The sequence below is a fragment of the Alteribacter populi genome, from assembly GCF_002352765.1.
In the GTDB taxonomy this organism is placed as follows: domain Bacteria; phylum Bacillota; class Bacilli; order Bacillales; family Salisediminibacteriaceae; genus Alteribacter; species Alteribacter populi.
This window is the reverse complement of the sequence record NZ_KZ293963.1, coordinates 736297-752720: the sequence shown is the minus strand read 5'-3', so window position 1 is coordinate 752720 and position 16424 is coordinate 736297. Positions and strand designations below refer to the sequence as shown.

Annotated in this window: 13 protein-coding genes and 1 pseudogene; 5 read left to right on the top strand and 9 right to left on the bottom strand. The window is 38.4% G+C overall.

Going from position 1 to position 16424, the window contains the following annotated elements; all coding sequences use genetic code 11:
- Positions 1-216 precede the first annotated feature (216 nt).
- On the top strand, positions 217-2349 hold the full coding sequence (locus tag CDZ94_RS03705; RefSeq protein WP_096435180.1) for a catalase: 2133 nt from the start codon (positions 217-219) through the stop codon (positions 2347-2349).
- 186 nt (positions 2350-2535) lie between these two features.
- Here CDZ94_RS03705 and CDZ94_RS03700 read toward each other — a convergent pair whose 3' ends face one another.
- From CDZ94_RS03700 to CDZ94_RS03690, 3 genes are all read right to left on the bottom strand, one after another.
- Complete coding sequence (locus tag CDZ94_RS03700) at positions 2536-3009, bottom strand: DUF4188 domain-containing protein (protein WP_096435179.1); 474 nt, start codon at positions 3007-3009, stop codon at positions 2536-2538.
- Positions 3006-3575, bottom strand: coding sequence for a PadR family transcriptional regulator (locus CDZ94_RS03695; protein WP_096435178.1), 570 nt, complete (start codon positions 3573-3575; stop codon positions 3006-3008). Before CDZ94_RS03695 ends, CDZ94_RS03700 begins: the two co-directional genes overlap by 4 nt.
- Before the next feature lie 207 nt (positions 3576-3782).
- Entirely contained in the window at positions 3783-4898 is a 1116-nt protein-coding gene (locus CDZ94_RS03690; protein ID WP_096435177.1) for an MGDG synthase family glycosyltransferase, read from the bottom strand.
- 229 nt (positions 4899-5127) lie between these two features.
- On the opposite strand from CDZ94_RS03690, the gene CDZ94_RS03685 reads away from it, so the two are divergent.
- Entirely contained in the window at positions 5128-6594 is a 1467-nt protein-coding gene (locus CDZ94_RS03685; protein ID WP_096435176.1) for an alkaline phosphatase family protein, read from the top strand.
- Positions 6595-6636: 42 nt separating this feature from the next.
- Here the strand turns inward: CDZ94_RS03685 and CDZ94_RS03680 are convergent, their stop codons facing one another.
- A complete protein-coding gene (locus CDZ94_RS03680; protein ID WP_096435175.1) occupies positions 6637-8073 on the bottom strand; it encodes a serine hydrolase domain-containing protein in 1437 nt (478 codons plus the stop codon).
- A gap of 202 nt (positions 8074-8275) precedes the next feature.
- On the opposite strand from CDZ94_RS03680, the gene CDZ94_RS03675 reads away from it, so the two are divergent.
- Complete coding sequence (locus tag CDZ94_RS03675) at positions 8276-9091, top strand: M55 family metallopeptidase (RefSeq protein ID WP_096435174.1); 816 nt, start codon at positions 8276-8278, stop codon at positions 9089-9091.
- A gap of 389 nt (positions 9092-9480) precedes the next feature.
- Positions 9481-10445 (top strand): annotated as a pseudogene (locus tag CDZ94_RS03670) (arsenic resistance protein).
- Between the two features lie 390 nt (positions 10446-10835).
- Here the strand turns inward: CDZ94_RS03670 and CDZ94_RS03660 are convergent.
- The 5 genes from CDZ94_RS03660 to CDZ94_RS03645 form a co-directional block, all read right to left on the bottom strand.
- The gene (locus tag CDZ94_RS03660; protein ID WP_245415701.1) at positions 10836-11108 is read right to left on the bottom strand and encodes a GNAT family N-acetyltransferase; all 273 of its coding nucleotides are present in this window, start codon (positions 11106-11108) and stop codon (positions 10836-10838) included.
- A gap of 113 nt (positions 11109-11221) precedes the next feature.
- On the bottom strand, positions 11222-11947 hold the full coding sequence (locus tag CDZ94_RS03655) for an HAD family hydrolase (RefSeq protein ID WP_096435173.1): 726 nt from the start codon (positions 11945-11947) through the stop codon (positions 11222-11224).
- Between the two features lie 158 nt (positions 11948-12105).
- Positions 12106-12279, bottom strand: coding sequence for a hypothetical protein (locus tag CDZ94_RS21500; protein ID WP_198520837.1), 174 nt, complete (start codon positions 12277-12279; stop codon positions 12106-12108).
- A gap of 16 nt (positions 12280-12295) precedes the next feature.
- A complete protein-coding gene (locus CDZ94_RS03650) occupies positions 12296-14242 on the bottom strand; it encodes an aconitate hydratase (protein WP_096435172.1) in 1947 nt (648 codons plus the stop codon).
- A gap of 211 nt (positions 14243-14453) precedes the next feature.
- Positions 14454-15416 (bottom strand): aminoglycoside phosphotransferase family protein, encoded by a 963-nt coding sequence (locus tag CDZ94_RS03645; RefSeq protein ID WP_096435171.1) that lies wholly within the window; start codon positions 15414-15416, stop codon positions 14454-14456.
- A 125-nt stretch (positions 15417-15541) separates the two neighbouring features.
- On the opposite strand from CDZ94_RS03645, the gene CDZ94_RS03640 reads away from it, so the two are divergent.
- Complete coding sequence (locus CDZ94_RS03640; protein ID WP_096435170.1) at positions 15542-16423, top strand: DMT family transporter; 882 nt, start codon at positions 15542-15544, stop codon at positions 16421-16423.
- The last annotated feature ends 1 nt before the right edge of the window (position 16424 follow it).

The window sequence follows — 16424 nt, the reverse complement described above, 5'->3', positions numbered from 1 at the left end:
TTAATTTAATAATAACAAAATCCTGGTGGTTCTACGTTATCAGAAGCAATTTTGATACATTTGATGAATTTATCCTATTTCCAAGTATAAAACCGTCTGCAATTGACAAACTAATTTGAGCAGTAAAATATTCCTTATTTACCAATGTACTTTAGGCTTTCCTAAATTGGTACATGGTGAATTACGTTAAATTCTAAACGATTGTGAGGTATGAAAATGGACAATAACCAGCAAAATGATGCTGCAAATCCGGAAAACGAAAAGGATATGCAACTAGAAGACGCTCGTGTCGATCATAAAGGTACTAGGTTAACGACAAACCAAGGAGTTGGCGTCACGAATACGGATGACTCCCTAAAGGCTGGCGAACGTGGGCCTACCATCATGGAGGATTTCCATTTCCGGGAGAAGATGACTCATTTTGACCATGAACGGATTCCAGAGCGTGTTGTCCACGCCCGTGGTTTTGGTGCGCACGGATACTTCCAAGTTTATGAGCCGATGGCGGAGTTTACAGAAGCGAAATTTTTACAAGATCCGTCTGTAAAGACCCCTGTTTTCGTACGTTTCTCTACGGTAGTTGGTTCACGAGGGTCAGCCGATACCGTTCGCGACGTCCGTGGATTTGCTACTAAGTTCTATACCGAAGACGGGAACTATGACTTGGTTGCTAATAATATCCCGATCTTTTTCATTCAAGACGCCATCAAGTTTCCTGATGTTGTTCACGCGATTAAACCAGAACCGCACAACGAGATACCACAAGCTTCGGCAGCTCATGACACGATGTGGGATTTCGTAGTAAGTAATACCGAAACGGCTCATATGATGATGTGGCTGCTTTCTGATAGAGCGATCCCGCGCAGCTTCCGGATGATGGAAGGCTTTGGTGTGAACACGTTTAGGTTTGTTAATGAGCAAGGGAAAGCTCGTTTCGTCAAGTTTCATTGGAAGCCTAAGCTAGGTGTACATTCTCTTACATGGGATGAATCTCAAAAACTGGCTGGTAAGGACCCTGACTTCCACCGAAAGGACCTCTGGGAAGCAATCAATATGGGGGAATATCCTGAATACGAACTTGGTGTCCAAATCCTTGAGGAAGAGGATGAATTTAAGTTCGATTTTGATATCCTTGATCCAACGAAGTTTTGGCCAGAAGAACTCGTTCCTGTTAAAATCATTGGGAAGATGACATTGGACCGCAATCAGGATAACTTCTTTGCCGAGACCGAGCAGGCAGCCTTTCATACAGGGAATGTCGTACCTGGGATTGACTTTAGTAATGACCCTCTACTACAAGGACGTCTATTTTCTTATCAAGACACACAACTTTTGCGATTAGGTGGTCCAAATTTTCATGAAATCCCGATCAACCGACCTACCGCTCCAGTTAATAATAATCAGCGTGATGGCTTCCATCGCATGACGATCGATCGTGGTGCTGTTGCCTACTCAAAAAACTCTTTGCGGAAAAATGACCCACAACCAGACCCTAAGAATGGTTATAAACACTACATGGAGAAAGTTGACGGTCAAAAAATTCGCACGCGTAGCGAGAGCTTTAATGATCACTATCGACAGGCGACCCTTTTTTGGAATAGCATGTCGCCTGCTGAAAAACAGCATATTATTAAGGCTTTCCACTTCGAAGTTGGCAAAGTGAAAGATAAAACGATCAAGCAGCGTGTAGTGGAAATGTTCAACAATGTTGACGGTAACTTAGCGAGCCAAATTGCAGCAGGCATTGGTGTAGATCCACCTGCTAGCCCTGGCGGAACAGGTGTTACAGATTCTTCACCAGCTGTAAGTCAGGAAAATACTATCAAAGGTGCTCGTACACGGAAATTAGCCGTCTTAGCGGAAAATGGATTTAATTTCAAAGAGGTAACAGAAGTGATGACAGCCTTGCAAACTGCGGGAATACACGTGGATATTGTAAGCAAAAACTTAGGTATGCTTTCAAGCGCTGAAGGACAGCAATTAGAGGCAAATAAAAGCTATGCGACAAGTGCAGCTGTCATGTATGATGCCCTCTTTGTCGCTTCAGGTCAACAATGTGTGAACAGTTTAATGATGCAAAAAGATGCAAAAACCTTTGTTAGTGATACATTTATACATGCTAAACCTATCGGAGCAACGAATGAAGGCATTGATTTACTAACAGCAGCTGAAGTTCAAGGAGTCACAATGGCTGGAGCGGATGATCAATCGAAAGTATTCACAGATCTAGGTGTCGTGACAATTCGTAACGCAACAGATTTAACAGCTTTTACCCAAGAGTTCATTAATGCGATTGGCCAGCACCGACATTGGATGCGAGAAAATCAGGATGGAAAAATGTCTGGATAATAGACAGAAGACGTATATAGTCACCCTTTGTGGCACTAACACTATATACGTCTTCTTCTTTTGATTGATTAATATGGAGATCGAGTGGTCCTTTTCATTTCATTAGTTGAGCAACAACAAGTTTTATATTCGGGATTTTATCAGCAATTTATCCAATTGCAAAAGTGTGCTAGTTCATACTTGACTTTATCCATGATACATACGATCTTCAGCTGAGTTTGTGTTGGAGGTAACAGGTTGAATACCGATGGCTTTTGCAAGACCATAAACTGGCATGTTTGCATATAAACTTTCATATTTCTCCGGAGTCATTGCATAGGTTTCGTGAAAGATTCCCACCGCTTCATTATTTCCCACCTTCGTATTAAACGATTTCCATGCATGAAGGTGTTTTGCCCCATGTGCATAGGCTAATAGATCTTCTAAGGTGCGCCAATATTGAACCATTTTAATCGTACGGAAGTTAACCGTTGTTTCTAATGAAAGAAAGCCGTGATCTTTGTTCGAATACAATTCTTTAATCATCGGTGGCATCGCATTAAGAACAGGCCACCATTTCGTTACCGAACGCCATTTGTTTATACGCATGCCAATAACAAATACAATAAAATCTTCATCGGTTTTTGCATGATATCGTCCTGTGTACACTTTGTTCTTCATTCCTCTTCGTCCCCCTGCTCTTTTAAGCTTAATTTTTCTAACGTAGCGTCACACCAATCTATACAAGCTTGTGCACTTCTTTTCCCATAATCCAATGTAATGAACCAGTACTCTGCATCCTCTTCTTTTTTATCTAATGAGTAAATGCCTTGTTCAATAGAGTGATAGGTTTGAAGCCGCTCAATTAACATTGTTTTGTAAGTTTTAAGGTGATCAATTGTAGTTTGACGATCTTGATGACGGCTGAAGAAAAGTTTTAATAAAAGTTCATTTTTTTCTGAGTTGAAATTTCTAATCGGTTGTTGCAGCCATTCTTGGAGAGCAAGATACCCTTTATCTGTGATTTGGTATTCTTTTTTATCTGGTTTTCCTTCTTGTGTTGCTTCTATAACTGTAGCTAAATCTTCATCGACAAGTTTCTTTAAGTTTGGATAAATTTGACCATAGCTAATTTTCCAAAAGTGGTTTAGGCTCTGGTCAATCATTTGTTTTATCGCATATCCTGTTCGACACTTAGTTGTTAGAAGTCCAAGAAGTGCGTACTTCGTTTGGTTTGCTTTAGACATGATACCCTCCATATATCTTATTGATATGTATCTTATAGATATATGATACCATAAAACACCAGTAATAAGTAAAATTTTTTAGAAAAAAGAAAATTAATTCAAAACCTATCTTCATTAATAAAATTGGATGGTAGTTATCAAAGCTACGATTAAGAGGGTGCCCCAAAAGGACTTTGATCTTTTAGGACACCCTCTATTTGGTTATTTCTAAGCCTTTTTATGTTGCTCAAACAACATCAGCATTCTCTTTACGATTTCGTTGGCTGCATCTGGTTTCTTCAGTATTCGTGCGTGATGTTGAAGCTTTTCATAATATCCTTGATCATATAACACATGCTCTAAAATACTTGGCAATTCATAATAGCCATTTACTTTTACCGCAGCACCACAATCTGCTAAATATTGTGCATTCTGTTCTTCATGGCCGGGAACAGGGTTAAAAACGATAATCGGTGTTTCGCAAGCTAGCGCTTCTGACATCGTTAAACCACCAGCCTTAGAAATAATGGCGTCACTTGCTTTTAAATACAATAAAAATTGATCTGTAAAATCGATAGCGCGTATTTTATGTTTGCTCATCTGTTTCATAATACTTTGCTTAGATCGATGATTGTGACCAATCAAACATAAAATTTGAATAGGCTCCTTTAAATATTCTAACGTGCGGATGATTTTTACATAATTGGTTAATCCCCTGCCACCTCCAGCGATTAAGAGGGTCTTTTTATTTGGGTCAAGATTTAATTCACACCGTGCAGCTCGTCTTGATTTTTTAAAGCTATCACTTTTGGTTATTGGGATTCCGGTAGAAAAAAATCGATTGGAAGGAACTTTATACAGGTTGGCAAATTCATTCACTTGAGGTGAGGCTGTAAAGTAACCATCAATTTCTTGTCTCACATAAGCTGGGTGTAAAACGAAATCAGTAATTACCGTATATAATGGGATGTCCACTTGTTTTTTATGTTTCATTCTGGATAAAAAGGCTGTGACAAACGGATGAGTTGATATCATAAATGGACAACGCTTTTGAATCATCATTAAGTGGAGATGTTCAACAAAGAGCGTTCCGAAGCGGTCTAATAACAGAAACAAAGGGTGCTTTTCTGCGTAAAAATAAATTCTACGCCACACTAAAGGACTCACTTTTAACATGTGAATATAGCTATGTAACATAAATTTATGTAGATATGGGTTTATAGCGTGAAAAGTATCAATAATTTCGGGTTCGAAGCCTTGGTTATTGAATTCATGTCGTAGAGCTTTTGCAGCTTGATTATGACCATGTCCAATGGATGCTGAAAAAATAAATGGTTGATTCATCTTAAGCTCCCTCTCCTTCTTTGAGCATTTCACTACCCACTCTCCTATTCCTAATAGTATCTTTCCAATTAGGGAAATATTGATACTTCCTTTTAAACAACCATTTATTTTTGGCTTTACTAATTCACCCTTTTTCACATAATTAATTCAGTATCCTCCATACTAAAGTCCTGTAAGGGTTTATTTGAGGATCGATTATTGCATTAATGATTAAAGAGGATGATAAATCATGGAAAAACAAAAGGTTATTATGGTTATGCTTGATACATTGATGGACAAGGCTTTACAACTTGCACTAAAAGAAGAGACGTTGCCAGCACTCGAGTACTTTATGGATCATGCTGATTATTACCCCGATGTGGTTACACCTTTTCCAGCGATGTCTGTGAATGTTGAAGCTACACTATTAACAGGGGAATATTGCGATAAACATCATCTTCCTGCTCTTTCCTGGTACAGCAAACAAGATAACAGAATCATTAATTACGGGACTCATATAATGGAGTTATTGAAGATGGGGTTATCTAGAAGTGTGTATGATGTCATCTATCGACTAAATAACGAACACTTAAATTCAGACGTGAAAACCATCCATGAAGAGATCCACGAGCGGGGAAAAGAATCAGCCTCTATAAATCCCCTTGTCCATAGGGGAGCTTCTTTAAATACATTAACAATGCCACCCTTAATGCGTTTTTTCTTATCGGTTGATAAAACTGTTGAGGTTCGGTCCCCTTCAAAATTTGTATATGGATCGTTAAACAAACTTAGCCCGCTCAAAAAATATAGTCATCTTTGGAACAAATGTGGTTTTAATAACGATTTTTCTGTGCAAGAATTTTCTCACCTAGTTAAGAATAATGAAATTCCTGCGTTTTCCTTTGTTTATTTACCAGATCATGATAAAAACGTTCATAAACATGGACCTATGGAAATTAAGGGTATTAAAAAGATGGATCAACAAATCCAAACGATCTTAGATTCATTTCCTACTTGGGGAGATGCACTGGAGAACAACATATGGATATTGATTGGGGATAATGGTCAATCGAGAATTACAAGCGATCGTCAGCATGCTTCCGTTGATTTGCGAAAAGTATTGAATCCACTCAAGATTACCAAGCTTAGAAAAGGTGTTCAAAAAGACGACCAAATCGTCTTAGGTATCAATCTTAGATCTTGTTACATTTACTCTTTAAACATAGACGAAGTCCCTTTAACGGACATCGTAGAGAAATTAAAAGTGGACTCCAGAATTGAAATGATAGCTTGGAAAAAAGCTGACTGGATTCATGTTACATCAGGTGGTAATGAAGGATCGCTGCAATTTAAAGAAAACGGTAATATGAAAGATGTTTATAATCAAACATGGGATCTTGCTGGGGATTATTCAATTCTTGATTTAAAGGTTGATGGGAACAATATCGAATTTGGGGAGTTTCCTGATGCTCTAAAAAGGATCCATAGTTCCCTATACTCTCATAAGGGAGACTTTGTAGTAACCACTGTGAAACCTGAGCATGAATTTATTGGAGAAAGCACACCTACTCATGTAGGAGGGGCTAGTCACGGAGGCTTGCATAAAAATGACACGCTTATTCCGATGATTGTGACAGGGACAAGCACATCTCCTGATTACTTACGTGTTGTTGATTTAAAAGATTGGATTCTCAGTCTTACAAATTTTAAGGTATAAAACAAGCATGATGAATAATTCACCATGCTTGTTCCAATAAAGTTATACACTTTCCGCTTTTTCTTCTGAATTCTCTTTGAGTAATTGTCGGACTCCGATAAAAAGGCGATCATTCTCACCATGGTGATCAAATAAAAAACGTATGGGAACCTCCGTCTCATTCATTTCCATCGTAAATAAATCTTTACCAACAGGTCTCATTGGGTAAGTCTTCCCTTCAGTTGTAAAGGAAAGCTGATCACTTTCCATAGAAATCTCCATTTCTGCAAACTCTCCTGAAGTATACTTACCAATGTAGCGAATGAGGTCGTTGCTATTCACGCTGAAGTCGCGATAAGTTTGCAGGGGTGTTTCTGGGGTTAAACCTTGGATAGAATTAAGAGCTCCTAATAATAATGGTGATACCGGCACCCCAACTAGATTGGTTAAAACAATACCTGCTAAGCCTTTTTCAGGGACAATACTCATATGCGAAGAGACTCCTTTTAAGCTGCCACCATGTTCAACTAACGTGCCTCCATTATAATCAGGTGTAATCATTAATCCGTAGCCATAATATTTACCTTCTAGAAATTGAAAGTGAGGATGCGTCATCTCTTTGACACTTTCGGGTGTTAGAATTCTCTGTTCTCCTACTTTGCCATCATTTAAAAAGAGCTCAGTATAACGCATCATATCCTTTTGTGTGGAACGTAAAAAGCCTCCAGCTAACATTGCTCGTGAATCCCACCAATTTTCTGCCTCATAAATTTCTTTTTCTTCTTCTTCTTCTTTAGAAGCATATATCGTGGTTACGTGTTCAGAGTTTATAACTCTGTCTAAATCAAAGGTACTGGACGTCATACCTGCAGGTTTTAAAATATATTCCGTTACATATTCGTCGTAAGGTAATCCACTGACTCTTTCGATGATCGCTCCTAATAATGCGTAGGCATCATTAGAATAACTGAACTCTGTTCCAGGCTCACCGAGTAAGTCAAACTCTAACTCACTAATAAAGGCTATGAGGTGGTGATAATGATCAATTGGATCATGCTCTTTTAATCTTGCCTGTTGTTTGTCAGTCACAGAAGGGTCATTCTCCATCGAACGCTTCATCGCAAAATAAAGACTTGGAAGTGTTGGCAATCCAGAAGTGTGGGTAAGAAAATGATGAATAGTGATCTTATCCGCTTGCTCTTTTCTTGAAATATTAAATTCTGGCAAGTAAGTAATCACTCGATCTTCTACTGAAAGTTTTCCGGCTTCTTGTAACTGCATAATTGCGATTGCGGTAAACGATTTCGTGATCGAAGCAATTCCGAAAATGGTGTCTTCTGTTACCGTTAATTTCTTTTCTAGATTACGATAACCAATTCCTCGTTGATAAAGCGCTTCTCCGTCTTTTGAAACCGCAATGGCCGTTCCAGGAACCTTATACTTATCAAGAATTTTGTCTGCAAATGGTTCGAAGTTAGAAATCCACGTTTGTTTCTGCATTTTTTTCGTTTCACCCTCTTTTAAAATAGTTATAGTCTGACTATTCTATGTATCTATCAACATCCCTCTTTTATTCGTAGAAGTTTACCAAAAAACTTTACCGATGTCCTAATAACTAAAACCAAACATAAATAAAGGGTTTGCGGCAATTTAACGCCAATACATATAGAAAGGGAAAATAATAATCACAGGAGTGATTCAAATGAAGGTATTTATTTCAGCGGATATGGAAGGTGTAGCAGGTGTTGTCCATCAGGAGCATACTCATAGAGATGGTCGAGAACACGATCGCGCTCGTACACTTATGACTGAAGAGGTGAATGCAGCTGTTGAAGGGGCATTAGAAGCTGGAGCCACTGAGATCCTGATCAATGATTCTCATGGTACAATGAGAAACTTAATCCCAGAATTGGTACATAATGAGGCAGACTATATCATTGGCTCACCGAAAATGTTAGCAATGATGCAAGGAATAGATTCAAGCTATGACGCGGCAATTTTATTAGGTCATCATGCTAGAATGGGACAAGACGGTATTTTAAATCACTCGTTTAGTGGAAAAGTAGTTCAAAATATTAAAGTCAACGGTGTCGATTACGGAGAAATTGGTATTAATGCTGCAATCGCGGGCGTATTTGGCGTGCCAGCTGTGCTTGTTACCGGTTGTCAGCATGCTGCTAGTGAAGTAGAACAACTCATACCTTCCGTTGAAACAGCTATTGTAAAACAAACAGTGAACCGGTATACATCACGAAACTTAACCCCAGTAAAATCTCAGGCATTAATTAAACAGAAAATGATCGATGCATTGAATAAAAAAGATGAGATTACTCCATTTGTCATCGAAGGACCGTATGTTGTAGAGATTTCTTATCTACATGCCGGTTTCGCAGATGCAGCAGAAGTATTGCCTATTGTTGAAAAAGTTGATGGTGTAACTCATCGTTTTGAATCGAATGACTTTATTACAGCTTTTCGCTATATTCGAAGCTTAATTACTCTAGCATCCCCAGTATAGATATGATCAAGCTTTTCCACGCTACTCCTATAACAAGAGCCTGGGTCCTTACTCAGGTTTTTTTTAATACTTTAAGGAAGTTTAACTTCTTTAAAGGATTAAAGTTTTAAGCGCAATTAAGGCTTCCGTCATTAATGGTTGGCGGCAAGCAAAGTTTTCTTTGAAAGATAAGAAGGTAAAAGCGGACAGCAGCTACCTTCACGCCGCTCGTCTCAAGGGAAAAGCATCCTAGAGACTTTAAAACATGCGAGCTAACGCGGTTTTTCATAGGTCCTGCCCGGAAATAAAACCTTCATCTTTTCATTAAATTCTTCTCTTTTACTTAGGGCACCTTAGTTCATGCATTATGGTAAAATTGACATGACTAATCATAGGTGTGTGAGGGAAAATTGAACTTAATGGAGAAAATGTATTCTTTTATCATTCTTATATCCATCATAATCGGAATTAGTTTAAGGCAACTTGAAGTAGTAAGATTGAATGCAGAAAGCTTTATTCTTCCCTTATTAATTGCGATGCTTTATATTACTTTTTTACAGCTCCCTTTTGAAAATATAAAGTCTGCATTAAAAAACGTAAAGTTCACCTACGCGACTATTTTAATGAATTTTGTTTGGACTCCGGTTTTAGCCTGGTTACTAGCGTTATTATTTTTATCAGACAATCCTGCATTATGGATAGGGTTCATCATGTTGATGGTGACACCTTGTACGGATTGGTATTTAATTTTTACAGGAATAGCAAAAGGAAATGTAGCTTTATCTACGACTATATTACCAATCAATTTGATATTGCAAATCTTATTATTACCGGTGTATCTACTGATATTTAGTAGTACAACAGTAAATCTCGATTTTTCTATCTTTATTGAAAGTATCTTCCTTGTTTTGTTAATACCTCTGTTACTAGCGTTTATAACAAAGAGAATTCTAAATAATATGGAACAAATAAAAGAAAAAATAGGCCCTACGATGAGTATTTTACCAACGGTATTTTTAAGTTTAGCTATTGTTGCTATGTTTGCTGCGAAAGGTCAATTGTTACTTGATCACTTAGATTTAATATGGAAAATCATCATTCCGATATTATCATTCTTTATAATTAATTTTATCATTGGTCAAAAAGTAGGTAGCGCTTTGAAGTTCTCATATTACGACAAAACCAGCTTTAGTATGACAACATTAGCTAGAAATTCCCCAATAGCACTGGGATTGCAATGACGGCTTTCCTGGACCAGCCACTTATTGCTTTAATTCTGGTTGTCGGACCGCTACTTGAATTACCAATTTTAGCAGGAATAACTCAAGTGTTGTTGTTAAATAGTAGTCATACAAAGAAAGTACATCTTCAATAGAGGATGTACTTTTTCGTATTGCTTCTATCTTTCTAAAGAAGTAACCTACTCCTTTTTAGAAGGCATTTGTCAGCCGCCACCTATACAAGTTTCAGTAGAACTTCCAACGACTGCATTTAATTCTTTAAGCAGTGTATGAAGGGAGTTTTCTTAAACAAATGTTTTCAATGTTTTTTCCGTGATAGGCACATGATGATTTTCAAAAACTTCTGTTGTGTTTTCCCAAACTTCACCGATTGCTTTTGGAGACATGTTAGCTTGGATAACCAATGGTGATACCTCCTATTCATATGTTTAAATTAGGATTCTGCCCGGTTTGTATTTTTTTGAAATTCCTCTTTTAATATTGAGTGTACTTCCATATCTCTAAATTTTCCTTTAATAAAATATTTAGCACGTAATGTACCTTCCACCGTCATTCCGAGCTTTTAAAACAATTGCCCAAGGTGCTAACTTCCCTTCGTCATATTGTTTTAAAATATATCTTAAGAATCCAATCGAATCATCTATTGTTTTGTGAACTTCCCACGGGACATACCTTGATACATCAGGGTCTGATGAATAAGCAAACATATCCTGTGCGTCATGAATTGTGAACTTCCGGAGCGTAAGTCTATCAGTTTCAAGCGTTGGTAAATGATTAAATATCTCTTCAATCTTCATATCGATTCCCCCGTTTTACTACTAATTATGTTTCTTTCTCTAGAACTAACCCAATATCCTTTAAAAACAAAAAACACATGGGCTTATCTAAATGCCATGTGTTTAATATTTTGTTATTGATGAGCAAACACTCCCGTTTGCTCTTTTAGTTTCTGATAAAACTCTTCCAACGTCCCCTGATCATCAATAGGATATTGCGGTTGCCCACGGTCAATGACACATCCTTCGACTAAGAATGTTTTCATGCCGATATTACTTGCGACCATATCTTCTTGTTTATCATTTCCGACCATGACGCAATCCTCAGGCTTTACGTCAAGACGATCGCAAATATCTTGGTAATAATGGGAGTGAGGTTTTGTGTAAACGCTTTCTTCATAAACCGTTACGATTTCAAATGGCATGTCATCTATACCAGCCCATTTTAACCGGTGATTAATTGCTGCCTTAGGAAATACAGGATTTGTGGCGATTGCAACTCTATACTTTTTGTCTGTGGCTTCTTTGACAACTTTTCTTGCCATAGAAGTCGGGCTACACATGTGCGAAAAAGTTGGAAATACGGTCTCATAAAAGTCGTCTAAAGTTGGCCATATATCTTCTCTATTTATGGAAAGAATCGATAAAAAGGTTGCTTCAAATACTTGTTCATTCGTTTCATTAGCGTCTAAATTTTTCATCATTGCTTCTGTACCGGCCATCAGCGCTTTGACAAATTCATTTGGATCAACAATATGCCCCACTTTTGGAGCCAATTCCTTGATGTAATGATTCACAAAAGCATCCGTGTCCATTGGGAGTAAGGTCCCGTCTAAATCAAATAAAATTACTTTAGTCATGTGAACGCCTCGCAGTATTCGTTTTTTAGTAGTGAAGACCAAATTATACCATAACCATTAAGGTGCCAATCAACCAATACGCTTCATAGAAAAAATGAATATTCATTTTCGTAAAAAATAAACAGCCAGATCAGAGGGTACTGGCTGTTTGCTGTACATTATTCAAGAGTTCTGTTATTTTCATCAACTGAAAAAGGTTTTTCTGGTTCAGGACTCTCCCCCATACTCATGACCCCGTCACCACCACAAACGGAGCAGGTGTACCTCCATTCTTCATCATCCATCAATAATCCAGAGCCGTCACAGGCTTTACAAAGATTTTGTCTATTCATGATGTTGACCTCCTGACTATGTTTGTCTTGATTTTACCCAATTTATTAACCCGCCTTTTAGCATAATATCAACTTGTCTTTTTGACATCGAATGGACACATTGTATTTGAATGTCTTTTGGTTTAATCGTGGCGGTAATTTCGTTTCCTTTTTCAAGCGATTCTCTCAGTTGACTAAAGGAAATCACATCGCCTGCATTGATTTTGTCGAAATCACTTTCATTTTTAAATGTTAGGGGAAGCACGCCGAAATTGACAAGGTTTTGCCAATGTATCCGGGCAAAATCTTTAACAATGACCGCACGGAGCCCTAAAAAGCGCGGAGCTAAAGCTGCGTGCTCCCGACTAGAACCTTGACCGTAATTGTAGCCTCCAACAATGCTATGTCCTCCTTTTTCTAAAACGTCTTGTGCGCGGTCATAGTAAGTTTCATCCAGTATTTCAAAGGAGAATTTACTGATTTCCTCTAAATTACTTCTAAATGGCAGCACACGAGCACCACCAGCGAGAATTTCATCAGTGGAAATGTTATCACTTACTTTTAAAAGTACTGGAATATTTAACTCATCTGGTAGTGGCTCCATTTCAGGAATAGACGTAATATTTGGGCTTTTGTATAAATCTACTTTTTTTGCTTCCTCCGGTGGGAGAGGTGTTTCTAATAAATCGACGTCAATCGTTGGCTTTTTTGGTTCCTCAATTTTCGGGAATTTCATATCGAGTGTACGTGGGTCAGTAATTTCCCCTGTTAATGCAGATGCAGCAGCTGTTTCAGGACTGCACAGAAATACACTGTCTTCACGAGTCCCGGATCGACCAGGGAAATTTCTTGGTGTTGTTCGTAAACTGTTCCGCCCCGTTGCAGGAGCTTGCCCCATACCGATACAACCGTTACACCCAGCTTGATGCAGTCTTCCTCCAGCTGATATAAGGCTTGTTATGTGACCCTCATTAATTAAATCAGTAAGTATTTGCCTTGAGGAAGGGTTGATATCAAATGAAACACCACTTGCTACTGATTTTCCTTTTACGATCTCAGCTACAATGGCAAAGTCCCTGTACCCAGGATTAGCAGAAGATCCAATGTACGATTGATAAATCGGCTCACCCGCTACTTCCGAAATAGAGACAACATTGCCTGGACTTGATGGCTTAGCAATTAACGGTTCAACTTCAGTTAAATTAATCTCTTCATGCAAGTCATAGGTTGCATCTTTATCGGCTACGATTTCGACCCAATCTTTTTCGCGTTGTTGTGTTGCTAAAAAGCGCTTTACTTCTTGGTCTGACGGAAAGACGGTCGTTGTCGCCCCTAACTCTGCCCCCATATTGGCAATCACATGACGGTCCATCGAGTCTAGAGAATTTAGACCAGGTCCGTAAAACTCAATAATACTACCGACGCCGCCTTTTACATCGTAGCGCCTTAGCAATTCAAGAATAACATCTTTTGCACTTACCCAATCGTTTAATTCTCCAGTTAATTTAACCCCCCATACTTTGGGCATTTTAATATAAATCGGCTCTCCAGCAATCGCCATTGCGACATCAATTCCACCTGCTCCCATGGCAAGCATGCCCATGCACCCATTTGCACATGTATGGCTGTCCGAACCTAACAATGTTTTTCCTGGGATAGCAATCCGTTGCATGTGAACCGGGTGACTAACACCATTTCCAGCTTTACTGTAATACATGCCAAACCGTTTCGTTGCACTTTGTAAAAACAAATGGTCATCCGGATTTTTACTGTCAACCTGGATGATATTGTGATCTACATACTGAGCAGACGCCTCGGTTTTTGCCCGCTCGATTCCCATTGCTTCCAATTCCAACATCACCATTGTTCCGGTTGCATCTTGTGTTAACGTCTGATCAATCTTAAGCCCAATTTCCTCCCCAGGTGACATTTCACCTGATATTAAGTGATCTTTAATAAGTTTTTGGGCAACATTTAATGCCATTTCTTTCACCCCTTAGCATTTCTCGACTATTTACTGAACGGACTCAATATAGGTTTTACATTATCGAGTTACTTTATGAAGGTATTGGAAGTGGTTTTATTAAAGGTATTGGTGAACCACCTATTACGGCCATTCACCCGATTGGATAAAAATAAACCTTCAATAGTTTTTAGCCAAAATTGAGGATATAAAGAACTATTAATGGTATTATTTAACTTATCTTACCAGGTTCCTTTTCATATAGCTTTTTAAAAATTTCAATTCCCCTGTAAAAGCTTTCATTATATGCCCCATCCTCACCCACTGTCCATGCCGTTGCTAATACGGTGTGACAGTATCCCCAAAGAAGGAGGCGTTTTCTATTTAGGTTAAGTTTATTTGTGAAAATGTCCACTCGCTTTTCGATCACTTCAAATGAATGATCATTGGGCAAATTATTCAACATATATTGAATTAAATCATATTCCACTTCACCAATGAGCCCTTTTGGGTCTATAACTTTCCATTCCCCTCTTCCGGAAGAAAGAATATTGTAATGATGAAAGTCTCCATGAAGTAGCCAATACTGTTTTATCGTTTTATTCATATATGTAAAAACGCGTAATGCACGATGAAGGGTTTGATGTGAAATAGGACCAATCCCATTTCTATGTTCCTGTACCATTTTGCTGAGTTCTTCCTCTCTAGCTTGAGTGGTGGGTAATTTACACAGTGGAGGTACTGGAATGGTTATGTTTTTTATAACATTAGCGGCTATGATGCAAGCTTCCTCGTCGTTATTAATCTCTACTAGCATTTCCCCGGGTGACAGTCTTTCCAAGATAAGAATACCTTTTTCCTTATCTGAACGAATCAGTCTGACCATTCTTTCTTCCCCGAATAACTGTAAGGCCTCTAATTCATTAAGACATTCTTCTCCAGGGATGCAGATCTTAACCACTACTTCGTCTCCAGTGGCAGTTAATGCAGGTGCAACGTAGTTAATGGAAAGGGCAAAAGGTTCTTTCATTTTTAGAGACCATTTGTCTTCACAGTAATGAATAGTACTCGGTAAGTTTTGCAGCCATTTATCACCTTCAGATTTAAAATATAAACGGACGGATCTAACGAAGTGTTCCTGAAGCTTCATTGTTGTTTTCTCCTTATCATTGAATTCTTTATAGAGCACTTTCATTGATTCGATACACCTTTTACAAATCCTACTTCAACATTTAATATTATCTGAAACAAACGAAAAGTTGTGGCATAGGCTAACAGACATGAATTGTAGTGACACATAAATAGATAAGGGTGACATTCATGGGTTATATGCTGGCTTTTTTATCGGCTCTGTGTTATTCGATTACCAACATCGTCCTGAAAAAAGGAATGAGTCACTCTCAGTATAATGGCGTTTGGATCATTACACTCATAAATGTTATCGTTCTGGGGCATGTACTAGCCCTCGCTGTCATTTTTGGCAGCCTCCCAAATTTGAACCGAACAGGCGTAATTTTATTTGCTGTTGCGGGGTTTTTGATCAATGTGGTTGGCAGGTCTTTATTATATTCGAGCATTAGAATAAATGGTTCTTCAAAAGCAGTTGCGATTAAAAATTCCGCTCCTGCGTTTACGGTGTTATTTGCAGTGGTCGTCCTTCACGAACAAATTACGCTCTGGCCTTGGGTTGGGATATCATTAATTATGGTAGGGTTACTATTATTAGGGGTGCGTTTTTTTCAAGAAGGGGCAAAGGTTGCTCAGCGATCAGGGTATTGGCTCGCTCTGGCAGCAGCTGTAGCCTATGGGCTGGGACAGGGACTTACAAAACAAGCAATGGAATATATGTATGAACCAATATTAGGTGTATTTTTAGGGTGTTTAACAGCTTTTTTATTTCTATCAGTGATCGAAGCTGGAAAAGGAAATATTCGTTCGTTTATTAGGGCAAACTTTCAAAAGATCAATAAGTATTACGTTTGTGCCGGAGTGCTGACGAGCCTAGCATTACTCCTTTTTTATTTGTCAGTATCCTACATTCTCGTCAGCTATTCCGTAGCCATTCTGGCGATAGATCCTGTTCTTACTGTGATTCTCAGCAAGTTTTTTCTTAAAAAAGAAGAAAAGGTCTCCTTTTTGATCTTAATTGTTGCTGTTCTTGTATTTATTGGAGCTACAATCGTCTCTCTCATGGGGTCATAAG